Below are 20,870 nucleotides of genomic sequence, written 5' to 3'. Positions count from 1 at the left end.
AAAGCCCACATAACGTGAGCTTTTTGTGATTACAACGACTGAAAATAGAAAATTATTCCCACTCAATCGTCGCAGGTGGCTTGCTTGACACATCATAAGTCACGCGCGACACGTCTTTGATTTCGTTCATGATGCGGTTCGATACCGTTTCAATCAAATCATACGGCAGATGCGCAAAGCGGGCAGTCATAAAGTCCACGGTCTCAACGGCACGTAGCGCAATCACCCACGCATAGCGGCGACCATCGCCGACCACACCGACCGACTTAATCGGTTGGAATACGGCAAAGGCTTGCGCGGTCTTATCATACCAGCCTGAACGCTCCAGCTCTTGCATAAAGATAGCGTCAGCGAGGCGCAAGACATCGGCGTATTCTTTTTTCACTTCGCCAAGGATGCGCACGCCAAGGCCTGGTCCTGGGAACGGATGACGATAGATCATTTTGGCAGGTAGGCCTAAAGTGATGCCAAGCTTACGCACTTCGTCTTTAAACAGGTCACGTAGTGGCTCGATCAATTTAAAGCTTAAGTCATCAGGCAGGCCGCCGACATTGTGGTGACTCTTAATGACGTGCGCTTTGCCTTGGTGCGATTTTGCCGACTCGATAACGTCAGGATAAATCGTCCCTTGCGCTAGATATTCAATCTCTTGACCGTCGGTGTTAGCGCTCACATCACGCGCGCTGTCGGCGAACACGTCAATAAAGGTTTTACCAATGATTTTACGCTTTTTCTCTGGGTCGCTCTCGCCAGCCAGCGCGGTTAAGAAGCGCTCTTCGGCATCGACGCGGACGACTTTGACGCCCATGTTTTCAGCGAAGACTTGCATCACTTGATCGCCTTCGTGCAGGCGCAAGAGGCCATTATCCACAAACACACAAGTCAGCTGATCGCCAATGGCTTTGTGCAATAGCGCCGCCACAACCGAGCTGTCCACGCCGCCTGATAAGCCAAGCAAGACTTGCTTGTCACCGATTTCTTCTTTGAGCTGCGCGATACGCATCTCCGCGATGTTGTCAGGCGTCCAATCGCCCGCGCAGCCACAGATTTGATGCACAAAACGACCGAGCAGCGCTTGACCTTGCAAGGTGTGCGTCACCTCTGGGTGAAACTGAATGCCGTAATATTGCTTGTCGTCATTCGCCATAATGGCAATCGGGCAGCTTGGCGTGCTGGCAACGATATCAAAGTCGCTTGGCGCTTCAATCACTTTATCGCCGTGGCTCATCCAGACGTTGAGCTTGCTTGGGCTGTCTTCGATGCCGTCAAGTAGCGCGCAGTTGCCTGTCACGTCGATGGTTGCCGCGCCAAACTCATGAATGTCGCTGCCATGTACCTTACCACCAAAGCGCTCTGCCATTGCCTGCATGCCGTAGCAGATGCCAAGCACAGGCACGCCCAGCTCAAATACCGCTTCGTTAATACGTGGGCTGTTGTCTTCATGCACACTCTCAGGACCGCCCGATAAAATGATGCCCTTGGCACCAAAATCAGTGATGCGCTGGGTGTCGATATCGTACGGGAACATCTCACAAAACACGCCTGAATCACGGACGCGGCGCGCGATAAGCTGGCTATATTGCGAGCCAAAATCGAGGATTAAAATGCGGTCTTGTTTGATGGTGGGCGTGGCAGATGCAGTGGTCATAGTATGCGTATCCGTCAATAAAGAATAAGTGCGCTATTTTAACAAGTTTAGCGCCATGAATGGCGGTTGATATGCGCTTTATTCTTAACTATTTTTTTCAAGCGTTGACGCACTCAACATAAGGACAAAACTAAGACAGATTTTTAGCGCCTATCGCTATAAACCTTATTTTATAAGTGTACATCTCTATATTTTCGGTGCTTGACTAAATTTCTTAAGTTAATGACTGAAAAACTTACGTAACATTACGAGATAGCGCAGAAACTAACACTTAATAATCAATATGTTACCAAGCTTTGTATTACTATGATTTTGTTCTCTCAAGCGCCAATTAAATATTTCATTAAAACCAAAGCGCTATTTGCTGGCTCTGTTTCCAGCGTCCACAGCTTAATAAAGATAAGAATAAAAGATTATGGCTCCTTTAACGCCAACGCCTGCGTCTCGTATGATGCACGGTGTGCAAGATACTGTTTTTGCACCCGTATCATCTCAGTCGACTGCTGCCACGATTGCCTTTAGTTTTCAGCTAATGACAAGAGCGGAGCCACCTGAGATTGTGATTGCAACCATTAAGTCGTTATTGGCTGTCAAACAGGCAGTGGATGAAATCTTAATTATTGATAATAACCATACGGATAAATCTCTTTATCAACCACTGGCCGCCTTTTGTGAATCGCTAGATGCCGCGCTCAACGTGCGCTTTTATCATATTGATGAGATTGCAGGCTACAAAGCGGGGGCGCTTAACTTGGCGCTGGCGTGGATGGACAGACGCTGTAGTCATATCGTGGTGGTGGATAGCGATTATGAAGCATTGTCGCATGCCCGTGAGGCGATGATACAAGCCATTAACGACTATCCTGAGCACACACTATTACAGTTTCCGCAGTTTTATCGCAGCGCCCATCTTGAGGACATTCACAGCGAGCTAAATCACTACTTTAACCATCACCTATATCAGCCGCGCAATCGTATGCGCGCCTTATCGACAGGCACCTATGCGGTCATTCGCCGTCATGATTTGCAGCAGCTGGGCGGCTGGTCGGGCGCATCAATTACCGAAGACGCACAGATGGGAGTGCTCATGCATCGGCATGATATGCGTAGCGCCTTTATTCCTACAGTGATTGCAACAGGACTGCTGCCCGCAACCTTGTGTGATTTATTGGCACAGCGTCAGCGCTGGGTATATGGCAATATGCAGATTTTTTGTCGCTATCTTGCCGCGCCATTGTTACGTCGTCTGCATCCTACGTATGCCGCGAGTATGGCGACAACCAAACACAGCAAAGCTGAGCAGCGCCGTTATCAGCGCGCGCACTTGTCGCAGCTTAGTGCATGGGTCAATGGCACAGGGATTTTAATCTTGCTTCAGCTTATCACCGTGATGCTGATGGCGCTCACCTTGATAGTGGGGCACGACAGCACATGGGCGTTACCGATTTTGGCTGTCATCTATGCAGGTTACGGCGTATTTTTACTGCGCCGTTTATGGGCGTATTTGCGCGACCAAGCGCCACTCACCCAGCAAATGCAGCGCGGCTATCGACATTCTATTCCTAAACGCTTACGTACATGGCTGATGCATTTAAACTTTTGGGAAGTGGGTGCGCTGTGCTGGTTGCCTGTATTGTGGGGACGCCAAAAGCCCTTTGTGTGTACCCCAAAAGTCGCTCCTGATGCCACGCAATCAGCGCTAAAGCACGCCAATCGCCGTGCCTTGCCCAAATTACTATTGATGTTAAATGCGCTCACTGCCCTGTTGGTATCACCGCTGTCTGCAGCTTATTCCCCGATATTATTCGTCTGTGCGCTCACCGTCTTTGGTTTAAAACTCATTGCCGCAAGACTTGCCTTAGCCAATTACAGCGCGGCCAGTGAAGCCGAGTACCTGCATTCTTTACCAGAACCATCAGCATCTTTTCCTTTATTAAATACAGAATATGTAAAACCACTAAACATTCAAAAAATGCCCTCTATCGAGACGACTGATCGCGTACAAGATAAGCAGACCATTAACTTTTAACCTTTATTTTACTTTTTATTTTGCGCATATTTTTATCCTGACTTTTATCTTTATTTTCAATAACAACAACCATAACAGCGACGGCCATAACGATGATGAATAAGCGCCACCATAGGAACTATTATGACCCCTTTATCTTTACCCACTGCTTCTATCGCTCCGCAAAAGCGACCCTTACGCATTGCTATCATTGCGCATTCTTTATACCCGATTGCTGAGCCTTACGCAGGCGGGCTTGAGATGATTACCCATCTAATGTGTGACAAGTTGGTTGCGGCGGGACACGAAGTACTGCTTTACGCGCATGCTGACAGTCAGACGAAGGCGACCCTTGTACCGCTATTGTCGCGTCAAGCATTTGAGGCGATGGTCTATCCAAACGAGCATGAGTCAGTGGCGATGGGGCGCGAGGAGATGTATCAGTACCTCGCCTATCAACATGCGCTACGCGATATTATCGAGCGTGACGGACGCGGCGAGATTGATGTGGTACACAATCACAGCTTGCATCACATTCCGATGATGATGGGTCAGGTCTTTGGCAAGCGCTTTTTTACCACTTTTCATACGCCGATTTTTCCGCAGCTGCGTTTGGCATTATTGACCTTAAAATTGGGCACCGATACGCAATTCACCTCGATCAGTACCTGCCAGCAAAAACTGTTTGCTGAATTTGTGCCGTCTAAAGTGGTGTATAACGGTATTGATGTGGACTCTTTTGACGCGCAACTTGAGGCCATCGATGAAGAGGTGTATCTGTGGTACGGACGCATTTGTCCTGAAAAAGGCACACATTTGGCAATCCAGTATTGCTTGGCGGCGGGCAAGCGCCTGATTATCGCAGGCCCCAAAAGCAATGCACAGTATTTTGAGCAATCTGTCGCGCCGTTATTACTCCAAGACAAGCAGCAAGGCAGCGATTTGCTCGACTACGTCGGTCACAAAACCAAAGCAGAGATTAACCGTTATTTAGGTCAAGCGACGGCGATGCTGTTTACCAGTACGTGGGATGAGCCGTATGGGCTGATATTGGCAGAGAGTCTCGCCTGCGGCACGCCTGTGATTGGCTTTGATGTGGGTGCGTGCGCGGAGATTGTCACGTCTGAAACGGGCATTGTGGTCGCTAAAGAAGACAAAGCCGCCTTTATCAAAGCCTTTGATAATATCAAAACCATCTCACGGGCGGTGTGCCGTGCGCGTGCCAAGTTATTTTGTGCCGATACCACGATGGTCGATGGCTATTTAGACTTGTATTATCAAACGCTTGCGCCAGAGCAACAATCGCTATCCACAGCGCAAAAGCCCAGTGCTGCCACGCCCAAGCATTTACCTTCGATGCCACCACCACAAGCGACGCCAAGTCTCGACACCTTGCCCCAGCACGCTGAGGGTTAAGGGATGCGCATCGGCTATTACGCCCATCATCACGGCTCGGGGCATTGTCGGCAGGCGGACAAGCTGGCGGCACTACTGCCTGAGCCTTTGCGCGCGCAGTTCACGGTTTTTACCAGCGTGTCGGCGGCGGACTATAGCTTTAGCAATATCAGTGAAGCGCAAGTCGTCCGCCTCGCGCCTGAAGATGAGCGCGCAGACGATGTGCTCAAAGGGCGTGCGAGACAATACTGGCAGCCTGAGAGTCTGCACTACTCGCCTGTGGGCAATCGCGACATTCAAGCGCGCAGCCATCAGCTGATACAGGCGCTACACGCGCGGCAGATTGATCTGATGATCATCGATGTCAGTGTGGAAATTGCCATGCTGTGCCGCACGATCAGCATGCCCTATCTGTACGTGCGTTTGACTGGCGTGCGGGACGATACGCCGCACGTAGAGGCTTTTAAAGGGGCGTTGGCAATGCTCGCACCGTATCCACGTGCGCTTGAAGCGATAGACACGCCTGCGTGGATGCCACAAAAAAGCCTGTATTTGGACTTTATCGGTACAGCGCCCAGTACGGATTTAACCCGTTCCGAGTTTTTGACATTACTCAATGAGTTAAAAGACGATGCTACGCCGTATCGTGAAAGTGCGCCTATCATTACGGTGATAAAAGGCTATGGCGGACACCAAGCGATTGATGCGCGCCTGCCCAGGCTACGCGAATTGCTGCCCAATGCTTTTATCGTCTCGCTCGGTCCTATTAGTGATAACATGCGCCATTTGGTCGATATTGCCACGCAGGTCAAAGACGTGCGCCCGTTTATCCTTCATAGCGATGCCTTGTTTATGGCGTGCGGGCTAAACAGCATCGCTCAGGTCTATTACGAGCAGACGCCCATTATCGTACAGCCTGATGCGCGCCCGCATGAGGAGCAAGTCGCCACCGCCAATGCCTTAATAGCGCAAGGTCGGGCATTAAGTTGGGATGATTTTTGTAAAACAATGCAAAATAATAACGAGCAGCTGCCTACGCCGACAGCCATTACGCAGACAGCGCCTGATTTGGACACCTCAGCTGCCGCATTGATGCACAGCTTTGGCGACTATGACGATACCAAGGCATGGTTTTACGAATGGCTGTTGCCCAAACTTGCGCTGCGTCCTGAGCGTTAATATTCATTTAACAATAAGAAAAACTAAGCCTATGATGCATCACGACAAAGCTTCCCCGAAGCAACCGACCGCGCCTGTGAGCGTCATCACAACCTGCTATGGGCGCAACACGCACTTATACAATCTGCTTGCCGCCCTTGCCAACAGCAGTACGCCACCTGCCGAAGTCATCATCGTCAATGACGACGCCGACCCCAAGCGCCTAAACGAATACGCGCTGAACATCGTACAGATTCCGACCACGAATGATGGCAACGATAAGCAAGCGCGCTTTGATATCGGGCACAATCGCAATATCGGCGCCACGCACGCGAGCTTCGATGCGTTAATATTCTTGGATGTCGATTGTCTGGTTGCGGCGGACAGCATCGCTGGACTGTATAGCAAGCTCATGGCGCACCCTGAGGCGCTACTGATGGGGCAGCCCAAATATCTGAAGCGCCCGCTATCAACCTCCGAGTCGGCAGCGCTGGCAGCAGATATGCTGAATGATGCCGCGCTAGATGCGCTCTCGGTATACAACCCCTACCGTCCGAACTTTGCGCCCACAGACTCACTCGCACCCGCCGCGATGACGCAGACCGAGGACTTCGGCGCGTTTTGGAGCTTGTGCTTTGCCATCACGCGCCAGCAATTTGATGCGCTTGGCGGCTTTGACACCGCTTATGTCGGCTACGGCGCGGAGGACACTGACTTTGCATTTCGCGCCCGCGCGTGCGGCATGCCGTTTTATCTGACTGGGGAGTTGGTCTACCACCAGCAGCACGGCGTCTGCCGTCCTCCGCTAAACCACTTGGACAGCATCGTTATCAATGCCAATCGCTTTTATGATCAGTGGCAACATTGGGCAATGGCAGGCTGGTTGGGTGAGTTTGCCGAGCTTGGCTTGATTGAGTGGCAAGCGGCGCAGACAGCACCGATTACGCTGCTGCGTGCGCCCACAGAAAAGGAGCTAGAGGAGTCACACTGTCCTGATGCGCCGTTTGTTTGAGGGTGGCTTTTGAGCTGCTACAAATAATATGTCTTATAAGAAAATCATTGTAGTGGTTGCGGTTGTTTTGGCCCATGGCGCAAGCACTACGATTAGATAAGGTGACGTGTATGACAAAACGAGCGCTCGTACTACTGGTGTAAATGAAGCGACGGTTAGATATTGCTTAGAGATGTTTAATTGGGTTCAAAGGCAGTAAACAAAGAAGTTAGGATTAATTGCATTCCCGACCAATCATATTGTGAAATCTGAGATCTGTCTTTCTCACACGCTGCTATTTTTTGATAAAATTTCTCTTGGATTTTTTTCTTATTTAGCAATTCCCCTTGATACCTACCTAGTGATTTATCAAATCCATGCCACTCGACTAAGGTATATTCACCACTTTCCTTTAGTACGTCCTCACCGAGATATAACTCAATACTACCCGCAAGATTATTGATGTTGACTGATTGCTTTCCAGTTGGACCAATTGTCGGATAATTTTCAGCCAAAGATAAATTAGGATAGTGCAACACCCGAATATTTGCTGGTAAATTGATTTTCTCAAGCGACTTTTTTGCAACGTAAGCAGCAGTATCATTATCAAGGAGTGCAACAATTTTATTGCTAATACCTACCCCAACAAAGCCTTTCACTTGAGACACTAGAGCGCTAGCACCACCAGACGCGTTAGCTAATCCAAAATCCATGAACCTGTAGTAGTCAGCCAAATGCGGGTATAGTAGTTTCAGTGAACGCTCTATAATTGATTTATCCGATGACCCTTCTGTGAGCACTATTATTTTCGAGTTTACATCGACTCCCGACAACAGCGTATCAATAGCATCATCACGAACCTTATCTTCTAAGTTGTAATATCCAGCATGAGTTACTTCTGTAATATCTTGGACAACGTCGGAATCAAGGGAACAAGATGCTAGGAAGGCTCTAATGTAAGAGCGTACATCATTGCATGGGAACTTAAGCATCCACCCATTATTGTCACTAGCTAAATATTTAGCTGCTGTAGATAGTTCAAACTTGTCTAATGAAACGGATGAACTAAGCGGCACTTGATTAAATCGAAGTTCTTTAAAGCCAGCAATGAAATCATCGATGGTCACAGTATTTAAGAAGTTATATTCTTCTATAGAGGATTCGTGTAATTCATCAGAGTGACTATCTAAAAGAAATGACTTCCACTCATTAACGTCCTTTTCAAATTGATGTTTAACAAACGCCATTGTATAACCCATTACTTCCAATCGTTCGATAGTATTTTTTACAGAAGATTTATAGTAATGAACTTTTTCAAATCTTTCTTCCTCATCATCAAGCCTTCCCCATACTAGCGGATTCCGATGGCTTACTTTTTGTGTAAAGACTGCCTTATCAGACTCAGTGAACAGCGTCATCACTTCAGGGTCAACGTAACTTTTTGATGACAGAACAGGATAGTCATCTATATATAACTCAGTATATGAACCCATTTATTTCTCTCAAGCTCTAATGTTTAAATTAATTACGCCGCAAACATCGTCTGAATTTTATTGTTGATTCAATCTTACTATAACCCTTGATGGACAAGAGTCTCAAACCAAATTCTTCCAAAGTGTTATGGAATTACTACCTATCCCCCCAACCCCTCAAACGCCATCACCATCCGCGCTAAGCCTGTTTCTAACAGCATACGCGGACAGGCAACATTGATACGCATTTTTGAACGCCCCTCACTGCCATACTTATAGCCCGCGCTCAGCTCCACTTTTGCTGCCCGCAGCGCGTCATACAGCTGCAGGTCGTCATTGCTATAGGCAGAGCAATCCAGCCAAATCAGATAGGACGCTTCTGGTCGCATTACCTTGATATTGGGTAGATGTTCAGCCAAAAACTGCAAGGTAAACTCAATATTGTCCTCAATATAGGCAAGCAGTTGCGCCAGCCATTCACCGCCGTCACGATAGGCGCTGTGCATCGCCGCATAGGCGAACATGTTGAGCTCATACTCATCGTTTAGATGCTGCTGGGCGTCAATTTTTTCTATCAGCGCGGCATCCTTAGCAAAAATCAGCGAGCCTTTAATCCCCGCGATATTAAAGGTCTTGGTCATCGAGGTCAGACTGACCACCTTGTGCTCATAACCTTGTGCCAGCGTTAAAAACGGCGTAAAAGTGTGACCACTCAAAGTTAAATCCTGATGAATCTCGTCGCTGACAATCGCTACATCATGCTTTTTGCACAAATCCAGCACCGCGCGCAGCTCATCCGCCGTCCATACGCGCCCGCCTGGATTTTGTGGATTGCACAAAAAGTACAGCTTGATATTGTGCTTGATGATTTTGGCTTCCATATCGCCCAAGTCCAGACGATATTTGCCGTCCGCTTCCACCAGCGCTGAGCGCACCAGCGTGCGCTTGTTTTGCGTGACTTTGCTCATAAAGGGCGTGTACACAGGGTCATTGACCAGCACCGCATCGCCCGCCTCGGTAAAGATATGCAGCATCAAGGCAAGGCTGGGCACCACCCCTGGTGAAAACAAAATCTCTTTGTCGGTAAGCAATAGCCCATAGCGGCTACTATGCCAATCAATAATCGCCGCATACAGCGCTTCGGTCGGTAAGGTATAGCCCAAGATACCGCGCTGCACGATACTATCCATCGCTGCCAAAATCGGCGGCGCCGCCCTAAAGTCCATATCCGCGACCCACAGTGGAATGGTCTCATCATCGTAATGCCACTTGAGCGACCCTGTGCCGCGTCTGTCGATGACCTCATCAAAGTTATAGTGCGCTGTATGTGCCACCTTTTGCTCCTTATGTAATCCATTCTGTAGCATAGCGCACGCCTTCGGTATTACCAACGACTTTGTGATGCCGTATCCGTGCGCTCGTACGTCCGTTTGCAAGGCGCAAAAACCTGCTAATATAAAGACATCACCACGCATCAGCACGGAGACCGATGATGACGACCAACGCGCCCAAGGACGAAAGCCGCCATATCTTCACTAAAGCCACTATTGATAACACGCCAGAGACCCGCCACGTACATCAGTTCAACCCGCGTGCCATCCGCCATACGGTATCGCTCAGTGATATCGCAGGTCTGAGTAAGGTGGGCTTGCATCTGGTACGCATAGCGGCGGGCGATGAAACCACGACGCACCACTATCACGAGGAGTCGGACGAGTTTATTTATGTGCTGTCGGGCGAGCTGTCGCTGCGCTACGGTGATGAGCAGTATGTGCTAAAGGCTGGAGATTTTGTCGGCTTTCCTGCGCATGGCGCGGCGCACTCTATGCGCAATGAGAGCGATACGGACGCCACCTATCTGATGGGCGGCAGCCGACCACCGATTGACATTACCCTGTATCCAGAGATCAAGCGTAAGATGTATAAGATACATGGCAAAAAGGAGTATGTGGATTTGGAGGATTTGGGGGAGGTGTAGACTGGTTTTATTTGTTAATAAGAATATAAATCTCTAAGTAGCGCGCTCAATATATAAAATCTTTTCCATACCCCTAATTTTTAATGCTAAGATATATCTGGCTCGAAATAACACACGCAACCTAAAAGGTTGCAAAGTGAATATTAAAGAGCTTGTCACGTCACATAGCAGCGCTATAGTATACCGTATTAAACGTACGGTCGAGTTAAGTGGAGACGTCTGTCAAAGCTTAATCAATATAGCTCAGCGATTGCGTAGATTACCTTTGCTCCTGCTACAAATAGCTCAAAGGGTGTCGACAATTAGAATAAGCGAGGACGTGATGACAGTTGAGAAAATGACCAAACTATTAAACTGGTTAGAACGAACGGTACTGCTAATCGGCGCACTAATGCCAACAGCACCTTTTGTCAGTAAAATATACATAATCATCGCATTATTAATAATACTTGCAGACGTGGTTATGCTACTATGTAATAGTGAGGAATTGTATAAGAAAATCGCAAATTTGCAGGGACAGGCTCAAAATAGCACACGCAATTTAAAAGATTGCAAAGTGAATATTAAAGAGCTTGTCATGTCACATAGCAGTGCTATAACATACCGTATAAAACGTACGGTCGGGTTAAGTGGAGACGTCTGTCAAAGCTTAATCAATATAGCTCAGCGATTGCGTAGATTTCCGCACCTTCGTCATGATTGTCTAGTCATTAGACCTTTTGCACAAATAGCTTAGTTTTTTTGCAAAAGGTTTATATATTTAAAGCGGGAGAGACATCATGACAGATAAGGTTACTTTTTCAGATTTCGTCTGTAAAAATTTTGAAAAGGCTCTTTACAAGCTTTCTAAGAAGAAACGCAAAGCAGATGATATCTATCATAAAGATTATGTATCGGTTAATGCCTATATTGACAAATATAACGATAGTATTCTTAAGTCTATGTGTTATAAGATAGCCAATCAGCAATATCGCTGTGCACCTCTGACACCAATCATCCTTCCTAAATCAAGCTATTTAAAAAACACACTACTGACAATGGATAACACTAGGCTAGTTTGTGTTCCTTCCGTACAAGATAAACTACTTCAAAAACTCTTCATTAAATATTTAAGAATCTATTATGAAGATACTTATAACTCGTTTTGTAAATACGACCATGCACTAAATAAAGGTATCAATAAGAAAGAAGTAGAATATTCCGATAAAGAAGGCAATATCCACAAAAAAAATATAGATGGTATTCGTAAGGCACTAGATGATGTTATAGAGTATCGCAACCAGCATAAGTATGTTATCAAAGCAGATATCGTCAAATTTTTTGATAATATTGATAGAGAGCAAGCATTAAAAAAATTTAGCACAGTTTTTTCTAAAATTGAGAATAATGACGAACTTATCTCAATCTTTGCAAGTTTCATCTATTGTGATGCTAATCTGGCGTATGGAGATTGGAAGTATATAAAGCTGATAGAGAGTCATCTACAAATACTAGAGGGCAAGGGTGTACGCCAAGGAATGCCTATTGCTTCATTATGCTCATCTATGTATTTAAGCGATTTTGACAACTTAATTACTCGAAAAAATATTCCTTACATACGCTATGCTGATGATTTTTTATTATTTAGCGACTCATATATTGGTGCTAAAGCCATAAAGGACTTAGTTATATCGAGCCTTGATGCCATCAAGCTGAAGATAGAAAAGTCTACTGGTGAGCAGAAGACCCAAATATATGGTTTTAAAAAAGATTTTACCTATTTGGGCTTTGATATTGTTTACTTCTACAAAGAAGACGTCTACAAGATACGTATTCCTAGTTCAGTTTTTGATAAAGCAATTGAACGTATAAATAGTTTCCAATCAATGACCAAGGTCAAAAGAGAATGCGGTAGCTACGTAGACTTTAGTATTTATCTCAAAGTCTTAATATCAGGATATACTAATTTCTATAGCGAAGACTTAGCTATTAATGGCGTTCACTTTAAAAATCAGTTATTACAAGCGTCTAAAGACGTTAGAAAAAAACTCATTACTGATAATTTAAATATAAATTTTGAAGATATCGGTTCAGCAAACAAGAGAATGTTCTTTTTTGGTATAAAATAGCTGCTACCTTCTTTTTTTCACTGTAAGCACCCTACCCACAAGCCACCACCTTCACCCCCTCAGGCGCACGGCGCATCTCTTCACGTTCAAACTGCCAATTGTGCCCCTGCCAAAAGTGCGGGGTTTTGGCATCATGATTAAACCCAAGCAAGGTCAGCTCAAGCGGCATCTCCCGCTGATACGTCCGCAGCGCCAGCAGCAGCCGATAGAGCAAAAATCCCGATGAGGCGGCAGACGAGTGAATGTCCGTAAAGTACGGATAGTCCGCGACCACAGGGTGATGCTCGGACAAGACGCGGCTGTAATGCGGACTGTCCAGCCGCAGACGCAAGTCGCTCGCGATATCGAGCGTACGTGATGCAATCACAGGATCATCTTGCGGGCTGGGGTCATCGCTTGGCGCGGGGTATTGATACATGGCATTGCCAAACATGATACCCAGCGGCGCACGTGCTGCCATCTCGATTATTTGCGGCACATTATTGGCGCGTGGCGGCAAGCCAAAATGCAACATACTGTCCCCAATCTGACGAAAAAACAGCAGCTTGGGTAAGGCGCAGGCAATCGGGTGGCTGCTAAAAAAGTCCGCATGGATAAAGTGATTAAATAGAACGAGCACATCATCCTCATGCAAAAAGTCGCGCAAGTCGTCCGTGCTGATGCTTGGATTGTTGGCAATCATGACGACGCGGCGTGCGTCAGGCAGCGCTTCTTGAATCACGGTGGGTAAACTGTCAAAGGCGGTCTGCGCAAAGGTCGGACTCGTGGCAGGTTGCGGCATAAAGGGGGCATATCCTATCAATCAAAGGTCGGGGCGGTGTGCTCAAAAGCATAATACAGCGCGCGTGATGGCGTGTTTATATCCTGTTTGTCTATGGTATGGCGCCATCAACAAAGCGTAGTGGTATCTTACGTGTATTTGTTTTATATCTACAATAAACGCTAAGACATCAGGGAGGTGATTATGTTTGAATTCGATATCAGTATGCCGCTGCTGACCTATCATGCGGCGCAGTTGGGTATTGCCTTCGTCCTCTCCTTACCCATTGCGCTAAATCGCGAGTTCCAAGACAACGGTGCAGGACTGCGTACCTTTCCGCTGGTGACCATCGCCTCGTGTGCTTTTATGCTGGTCGGTATGGATGTCTACAAAGGCTCGGATGCTGAGGCGCGCATTATGTACGGCATCATTACGGGCATGGGCTTTATCGGTGGTGGCGCGATATTTAAGAATAAACAAGGCGCAAGAGGTACGGCGACGGCAGCAGGACTATGGAACACAGGCGCTATCGGTATTTCGGTCGCCTACGGACGCTACGAGATTGCCATTATTTTATCGGTCGTGGGCTTTTTGATTTTGCAATTTGCCAGCCCGTTTAAGACAGACAATAAAACCTGCGACACAGACCCAGAATAAGTGACAGCCATAGTGATACGCTGTTTGTGCTACACTGCGAGCGTATCCTTTATGACTGTCTCACCTATGCCAAAACCGACCCGCCCAAAAGCCCAGCTGCACCCACGCAACCCGCATCAGGGGCGCTACGACTTTGCCGCCTTGACCCGCGCTTTACCTGCACTTGCGACCTATACCAAAGCCAACCCAAGCGGCGAGCCGACCATTGATTTTAGCGATGCCGATGCCGTGCGTACGCTCAATAAAGCGCTGCTGCGCCAGTATTATCAGGTGAGCTTTTGGGAGTTACCTGAGGGCTACTTGTGCCCGCCGATTCCTGGGCGCGCCGATTATATTCATCATATTGCCGACTTGCTCGCCGCCACCACGCATCAGAATGACGCAGGCACGCCGCCGACAGGCAAACAAATACAAGCGCTCGATATCGGCACAGGCGCGAGCTGTATTTATCCGATTATCGGCGCGCAAAGCTACGGCTGGCGCTTTACCGCCACGGATGTTGACCCTATTTCAGTGCAGACCGCGCAAGTGATTACTGATGCCAATCGTCCTTTAAAAGGCGCTATCAAGGTTAAGCGGCAAACCCAGCCTGAGCATATATTTAAGGGTATTATCGGGCGGCAGGATTATTTTGACATCACCTTATGCAATCCACCGTTTCACGGCTCGCTTGATGATGCAATGAACGCCAATACGCGTAAACGGCAAAAGCTAAGCCGCCATCAACAAAAACGCGGCAGCACCAATAACAGCGCAAGTGAAAGTGAAAGTGACGCGCTAAACTTTGGCGGGCAAAAAAAGGAGCTGTGGATAGCGGGCGGCGAGATTGGCTTTTTGCGTCAGATGATTAATGAGAGCGTGGAAGTCGCCGCGCACGTGGGCTGGTTTACGACTTTAGTGTCGAAATCAGACAATCTGCGCCCGCTTAAAAAATTACTGCACGAGGTGAACGCAAGTGACGTCCGCGTGATTAACATGACGCACGGACAAAAAATCACCCGTATCTTGGCATGGCGTTTCACAGAATAGTTAGATAAGTAAAAGTTTCACGTGAAACAGGCGGCTTTGCATAAGTCGCCTTTTTTATTGATGCGTGCTTTTGGGTAAATACTTTTGATAGTGAATGCCAAGAAAACGATGCGTAATGACAATTATTAACCGCTTTATAACTGGTAGTGGCAAAGCCAGTCCAAGCCTAAAGTTTCATTTTATTGTTAAGTTTCACGTGAAACAAAGTCTAAATAGAGTGTCTTTTTGCATAAAAAAAGCGGTGCATCCGAAGACACACCGCTAAATATGTACCTAAAAGACAGCTTAGATATCGAGGTTGGACACCGTCAATGCGTTTTCTTCGATAAAGGCACGGCGCGGCTCGACATGGTCACCCATCAAACAGGTAAACAGATGGTCAGCAGCGATGGCATCTTCGATGGTCACGCGTAGCATACGGCGGTTTTCTGGATCCATCGTGGTATCCCACAGCTGATCGGCATTCATCTCGCCCAATCCTTTATAGCGCTGAATCGCCAGGCCACGACGGGCATCGAGCATGATTTGTTGCCATAAATGATCAAAGTCGCGAATAGCAATATCTTTAGCGCCACTGCTGCTTTCACGGCGAATAAAGGCATCGTCCTCTAACAGCGTGTTCCACTCATCAGATAGGCGCAATAGACGCTGATACTCCGCTGATACCATGAAGCTGGCATCAAGCAAATAATGATACGCAAGCTGATGCACGTATATGGTAATACGTGGTAGCCACTGCGGCGCATGGTTGCTCTCGCCCTCTTCTTGCTCGTCACGTGCGTAGATATCAACCAGCTCAATTGTTGGACGCAAGTCATTATCCAGCGCTGTTAGTGCTGCTTGCATCTTAGCTTGCCAGTCTTCCATCGCTGCTTTATCAACGGTCAGTTCGGTAGTGAGCTTGGGCACTTGCGTCAACGCATCAAGGACGACCGCAGGATAACGCGTTTGCAAGCGCGCTTTGACCAGCTGCGTTTGGTTATAGTCGTTGAGCAAAGACTCTAACGCTTGACCCGTAATTGCAGGTGCGTCCGCACTGATATGCAGCTGCGTGCTGTCGATGGTCGATGACAATAGATAGGCTTTTAGCGCTTCATCGTCTTTAAGATACAGCTCTTGGCGACCTTTTTTAACCTTGTATAGCGGTGGTTGGGCAATATAAATATAACCACGCTCAATCAGCTCAGGCGTTTGACGGAAAAAGAACGTCAAGAGCAGCGTGCGAATGTGCGAGCCATCCACGTCCGCATCGGTCATGATGATGATTTTATGATAACGGACTTTGTCAGGATTATACTCATCAGGGCCGATACCGCAGCCAAGCGCGGTAATCAGCGTGCCCACTTCAGCAGATGACAGCATTTTGTCAAAACGCGCACGCTCGACGTTTAGGATTTTACCTTTAAGTGGCAAAATCGCCTGCGTTTTACGGCTACGCCCTTGTTTGGCTGAGCCACCTGCCGAGTCCCCTTCCACAATATACAGCTCAGACAGCGATGGGTCTTTTTCTTGACAATCAGCAAGCTTACCAGGCAGACCTGCGATATCGAGCGTGGTCTTACGGCGGGTCATCTCACGCGCTTTACGCGCCGCATCACGAGCGCGCGCCGCGTCCAAAATCTTATTGGCAATGGCTTTACTGGCGGTCGGATTCTCTAGCAAAAAGTCATTAAACTTATCGTGCATTGCCGATTCGACTGCTGATTTAACTTCGCTTGAGACCAGCTTGTCTTTGGTTTGGCTAGAGAATTTTGGGTCAGGCACTTTGACTGAAACAATGGCAGTTAAGCCTTCACGCGCATCATCGCCTGTGGCAGTGAATTTTTCTTTCTTAAGCAAGTTTTCATTGTCGATATAGGTGTTTAGACAGCGGGTCAACGCTGAGCGAAAGCCTGATAGATGCGTACCACCATCGCGCTGTGGGATGTTGTTGGTAAAGCACAATACCTTTTCGTTATAGGTGTCTGACCACTGCAAGGCGACTTCTACGCCGATACCATCATCTTGTTCAGTGGTAAAATGAAACACATCATTGATGCTGTCTTTGCCTGCATTGATATAGCTGACAAATTCAGACAAACCGCCTTTGTGCTCAAACTCGTGGCGCTTGTCGCTACGCTCATCGGTCAAGACAATACGTACGCCTGAATTTAGAAAAGACAGTTCGCGTAAACGCTTTGCAAGCACGTCATAATCAAAGACTGTCTCGGTAAATACTTCAGGACTGGGATAAAAACGAATCTGCGTGCCCGTCTTATCGGTCGGCTCGAGCTGCTCGATGTCCGCATCAGGCACACCATCGGTATAGGTCTGATGATAGTGATGGCCTTCGCGCCAGATGTTCATTTCAAGCTTACTCGATAGCGCGTTCACCACCGATACGCCCACACCGTGCAAGCCGCCTGATACCTTGTAGCTGTTATCATCGAACTTACCGCCTGCGTGCAGTACAGTCATGATGACCTGCGCCGCTGACACGCCTTCTTCAGGATGGATATCCACAGGCACGCCGCGTCCATTATCCATGATACTGATCGATTCATCTTCATGAATGACGATATCAATTTGGTCACAGTGACCCGCCAGCGCCTCATCGATAGAGTTGTCCACCACCTCAAAGACCATGTGGTGTAGGCCTGTGCCATCTTCGGTGTCGCCAATATACATACCAGGGCGCACACGCACCGCTTCTAGTCCGCGTAGGACGCGAATGTCTTTTGAGCTGTAATCAGAAGGCAGCTGAGTGGTTTCGGTCATCTCTGGTAGCACGTCAGGCGTTAGTGTCTCGTTATCGGTAGGTCGTGACTCATTCATGGGCATTCCTTAATTAGACCGATACCAGACAGTGACCATCCCCGCTTGGGGTCGTCTACACGGTCTGATAAGTCGGATACACACAGGCGCTGATATCACCATCGCAGCCAAAAATACGCTGCAACCACCGTCGGTTATCTAATCAATAATACTTATTATTTCAATTACTTAGACGACGATAATTGTATCAACTCATGTGCTGATATTTGGACAAAAATAAAGCACTATTTTAGCATTTTTTTGTCTTTAAGTCACTGTTTAATAGGCAATTTATGGGGTTAACTTATGAGGTGTAGACGCGCTTATCACCATGCATCAGCAAGATAACGTTGATGGCTGTCGCGGATAAAAGAGTACGTAAAAGAGATGAATAGATACTACTCGAATAATAAGAGAAGACATTGTGAAAAGGCATGAGATTGCAGACGTTTATGAAAGTGCTGTCGACTCAGTAGGTTTATCAGTGTGTTTAATAACACCTTGTTTCACGTGAAACAACCTTGGCATTTGCCAATAACGCTGTACTTGCGGCAAAATTTCCTGCGTCAAGCTGGTCAATACCACTTGGCATGGCAGCTCAGCCAATGTGGTCAACAAAATGTCTATTGCGCGCGCATCCAGTTCCGCGGTCACGTCATCGAGCAGCACCACAGGCGTGGGTCTGGCACGGGTATTGGCATAGCGCTCATCGTGTGCGGCATGATTGAGCAATAGCGGCAATTGAGACAGGCGCAATGCGGTAATGAGCAGCTTTTTTTCACCGCGCGACAGCACGTTTGCCGCCTGCTCTTTGATATTGCCCAATGCACCGCCACCTTCGCGCCAATGCACGTGAATGTCCGCTCGATGGCTGCCAATGCGCGTATAGCCGAGCTGGCTGTCTTGTTCAAGGCGCTCACTTAATTGCTCATCTAAAGGGCGACTGGTGTCAAAGCCCGCCTGATAGCTCAGCTGTAACTGTCCGCTATACGCGGGCAATAATTTATCAATCGCCTCTGCAAAATATGGCTGCCACGCATCAAATAGATGCTGGCGATAATGATGAATCAACGCCGCATGATTGCTCAGTCCCGCATCCCACGCTTGCAGCTCTGCCAGTTGATTGGCATTCAAACTACGGCTGCGCTTTAGCACACTGTTGCGCTGTTTTAACAAGCGTTGATACGCTACCCACTGCGGGTGAAACGCCTGTTTCATGTGAAACGCCAACCAATCAAGCAGCTGTCTACGACTGGCACTGCCCTGCTCGAGCATGTCCATAGACGATGGGTCAATCAATAAAGTAGGTAATTGCTCAGTAAGAATGCTTTGGTTGTACACCGTATTGTGATTAAGGCGCAGCAGGGTACTGGCATCGGTGTTTTTTTGAATCGCTAAGGAGCTGCCATCACTGAGGCTGGCGTGTACGGTGGCGGTTGGCTGATGGTGCTGGATATAGCGCTTGGGCTGGTGGTGACGAAAGCTTTTGCCACGCGATAATAAAAAAATGGCTTCGAGTAACGAGGTTTTGCCGCTGCCGTTTGCGCCGATAATGACGTTGCACTTACTCATGGATAAGGTGGCTTGGCGGATATTACGCAGCTGCGAGACGTGCAAACGTTCAATCATAAACCACCTATCCGCCAAAAAACACTCAAAATCATGCGCCAATAGGCACTTGTATGCTCAAATTAGATACGCATTGGCATAATCACGTATTGATGCAGTTCATCACCCAACTGATTGACCAGCACAGAGGCGTTCGATTGGCTCATGTGCATCTGTACATCACCTTGGGTTACCGACAGCACATCTTGGATGTAGGCAGCGTTAAATGACAGCTCGATTGGCTCGCCTTGATATTTAACCTGTAACACTTCGATCGCTTCGTCTTGTTCGGCGTTATTTGCACGAATCTCAACCGTACCGTCACCTGAGAAGCTCAGCACCACACCACGCGATTTTTCATTACTCAAGATAGCCACACGGCGCAGCACATCAGCAAGTTTTTCTTGATTCATCAGCGCCAACTTGTCCGTATTGCTTGGCATCACACGGCGATAATCAGGGAATTTGCCATCAATCAAGCGCGCGGTAAAGGTGACCATCAGCTCAGAACTGATACGCCCTGTACTGTCTACCTCACCAAACGGCAAGCTGACTTGCAAGAACTCACGACCAAAGCTCAATGTCAGCGCATTGTCATTATCGCCCAAGAGTTTGCTTAGCTCCAAGGTCAAACGCTCCAGCTCAATCACTGCCTTTCTTGGTAAAATCGCCTGCATATTTAGCGCGGCATCAACATCAATCACACTACGCGCGAGTGCCAGACGGTGTCCGTCAGTGGCCACGGTGGTGAGCTGCTGCGCAGAGACATCGAACAGCATACCTGTCAGATAATAGCGCACATCCTGAATCGCCATGGCAAATTGTGTTTTGTGTACCAAATCCAGCAAACGGCTGCGACTGATAGTCAGCGCGGTGATGTTTTCAGGGTTGCCAAGTACAGGAAAATCCTCTGCAGGCAGCGTGCCGAGTGTAAAGCGGCTCTTACCACTGGTCAGCAAACAGCGCTCTTTGTCTTTGGCACTCAAGGTAATCTGTGACTGGGCGGGTAGGGACTTGCAAATGTCTTTTAGCTTAATGGCAGGCAGAGTCACTGCGCCCGCTTGCACGCAAGCACCAGCAGGCAACTGTAATGTCGCAGTCAGCTCGACCTCTAAATCTGAAGCGGTCAGTACCAGCTCAGACTCAGACAACTGCAGCTTAATATTGCCCAAAATAACCATGTTATGGCGTTTATCCGCCGCCTTGGCAATCAAGTTGATGGCTTTTAATAACGACTCTCGATTAATCGATAATTGCATGTAAAG

Annotated in this window: 15 protein-coding genes; 8 read left to right on the top strand and 7 right to left on the bottom strand. The window is 47.8% G+C overall.

From position 1 onward, the window contains the following. Window positions 1-52: 52 nt before the first annotated feature. Window positions 53-1,648 carry a glutamine-hydrolyzing GMP synthase gene (gene guaA, locus JIE71_RS01665; protein ID WP_199506991.1) on the bottom strand — a complete coding sequence of 532 codons (1,596 nt, stop codon included), beginning with the start codon at window positions 1,646-1,648 and terminating at the stop codon, window positions 53-55. A 415-nt stretch (window positions 1,649-2,063) separates the two neighbouring features. Between guaA and JIE71_RS01660 the strand changes: the two genes are divergently transcribed. From JIE71_RS01660 to JIE71_RS01645, 4 genes are all read left to right on the top strand, one after another. Next, the gene (locus tag JIE71_RS01660; protein ID WP_199506990.1) at window positions 2,064-3,677 is read left to right on the top strand and encodes a glycosyltransferase family 2 protein; all 1,614 of its coding nucleotides are present in this window, start codon (window positions 2,064-2,066) and stop codon (window positions 3,675-3,677) included. 123 nt (window positions 3,678-3,800) lie between these two features. Continuing rightward, window positions 3,801-5,072 (top strand): glycosyltransferase, encoded by a 1,272-nt coding sequence (locus JIE71_RS01655; RefSeq protein WP_199506989.1) that lies wholly within the window; start codon window positions 3,801-3,803, stop codon window positions 5,070-5,072. 3 nt (window positions 5,073-5,075) lie between these two features. Then, window positions 5,076-6,230 carry a hypothetical protein gene (locus tag JIE71_RS01650; RefSeq protein ID WP_199506988.1) on the top strand — a complete coding sequence of 385 codons (1,155 nt, stop codon included), beginning with the start codon at window positions 5,076-5,078 and terminating at the stop codon, window positions 6,228-6,230. 31 nt (window positions 6,231-6,261) lie between these two features. After that, on the top strand, window positions 6,262-7,221 hold the full coding sequence (locus tag JIE71_RS01645) for a glycosyltransferase family 2 protein (RefSeq protein ID WP_199506987.1): 960 nt from the start codon (window positions 6,262-6,264) through the stop codon (window positions 7,219-7,221). Between the two features lie 176 nt (window positions 7,222-7,397). Here JIE71_RS01645 and JIE71_RS01640 read toward each other — a convergent pair whose 3' ends face one another. Together JIE71_RS01640 and JIE71_RS01635 are read right to left on the bottom strand one after the other, a co-directional pair. Beyond that, on the bottom strand, window positions 7,398-8,693 hold the full coding sequence (locus JIE71_RS01640) for a HEPN/Toprim-associated domain-containing protein (RefSeq protein ID WP_199506986.1): 1,296 nt from the start codon (window positions 8,691-8,693) through the stop codon (window positions 7,398-7,400). A 140-nt stretch (window positions 8,694-8,833) separates the two neighbouring features. Continuing rightward, window positions 8,834-10,039 (bottom strand): MalY/PatB family protein, encoded by a 1,206-nt coding sequence (locus tag JIE71_RS01635; protein ID WP_199506985.1) that lies wholly within the window; start codon window positions 10,037-10,039, stop codon window positions 8,834-8,836. Window positions 10,040-10,161: 122 nt separating this feature from the next. Here JIE71_RS01635 and JIE71_RS01630 point away from each other — a divergent pair, with 122 nt between their 5' ends. Next, complete coding sequence (locus JIE71_RS01630) at window positions 10,162-10,650, top strand: cupin domain-containing protein (RefSeq protein ID WP_199506984.1); 489 nt, start codon at window positions 10,162-10,164, stop codon at window positions 10,648-10,650. 779 nt (window positions 10,651-11,429) lie between these two features. Then, window positions 11,430-12,758, top strand: a complete 1,329-nt coding sequence (locus JIE71_RS01625) for a reverse transcriptase domain-containing protein (protein ID WP_199506983.1) — start codon at window positions 11,430-11,432, stop codon at window positions 12,756-12,758. A 31-nt stretch (window positions 12,759-12,789) separates the two neighbouring features. On the opposite strand, the gene JIE71_RS01620 is transcribed toward JIE71_RS01625, so the two are convergent. After that, window positions 12,790-13,539: a hypothetical protein gene (locus tag JIE71_RS01620; protein WP_199506982.1), complete on the bottom strand. Its 750-nt coding sequence runs from the start codon at window positions 13,537-13,539 to the stop codon at window positions 12,790-12,792. A 183-nt stretch (window positions 13,540-13,722) separates the two neighbouring features. Between JIE71_RS01620 and JIE71_RS01615 the strand changes: the two genes are divergently transcribed. Both JIE71_RS01615 and rlmF read left to right on the top strand, forming a co-directional pair. Then, window positions 13,723-14,175: an MgtC/SapB family protein gene (locus JIE71_RS01615; protein ID WP_199506981.1), complete on the top strand. Its 453-nt coding sequence runs from the start codon at window positions 13,723-13,725 to the stop codon at window positions 14,173-14,175. 51 nt (window positions 14,176-14,226) lie between these two features. After that, the gene (gene rlmF, locus JIE71_RS01610) at window positions 14,227-15,204 is read left to right on the top strand and encodes a 23S rRNA (adenine(1618)-N(6))-methyltransferase RlmF (protein ID WP_228284490.1); all 978 of its coding nucleotides are present in this window, start codon (window positions 14,227-14,229) and stop codon (window positions 15,202-15,204) included. Window positions 15,205-15,489: 285 nt separating this feature from the next. Here the strand turns inward: rlmF and gyrB are convergent, their stop codons facing one another. The 3 genes from gyrB to dnaN all read right to left on the bottom strand — a co-directional run bounded on the left by gyrB (window position 15,490) and on the right by dnaN (window position 20,864). Further along, window positions 15,490-17,961 (bottom strand): DNA topoisomerase (ATP-hydrolyzing) subunit B, encoded by a 2,472-nt coding sequence (gyrB, locus tag JIE71_RS01605; RefSeq protein WP_199507009.1) that lies wholly within the window; start codon window positions 17,959-17,961, stop codon window positions 15,490-15,492. Window positions 17,962-18,447: 486 nt separating this feature from the next. Further along, window positions 18,448-19,626, bottom strand: coding sequence for a DNA replication/repair protein RecF (gene recF / locus JIE71_RS01600; RefSeq protein WP_199506980.1), 1,179 nt, complete (start codon window positions 19,624-19,626; stop codon window positions 18,448-18,450). Between the two features lie 62 nt (window positions 19,627-19,688). Then, window positions 19,689-20,864, bottom strand: coding sequence for a DNA polymerase III subunit beta (dnaN, locus tag JIE71_RS01595; protein WP_199506979.1), 1,176 nt, complete (start codon window positions 20,862-20,864; stop codon window positions 19,689-19,691). Window positions 20,865-20,870: the final 6 nt, after the last annotated feature.

This window comes from Psychrobacter sp. bablab_jr014 (assembly GCF_016464015.1).
Lineage (GTDB): Bacteria > Pseudomonadota > Gammaproteobacteria > Pseudomonadales > Moraxellaceae > Psychrobacter.
The sequence above is the reverse complement of the archived record's forward strand: the minus strand, read 5'-3'. Positions and strand labels throughout refer to the sequence as shown.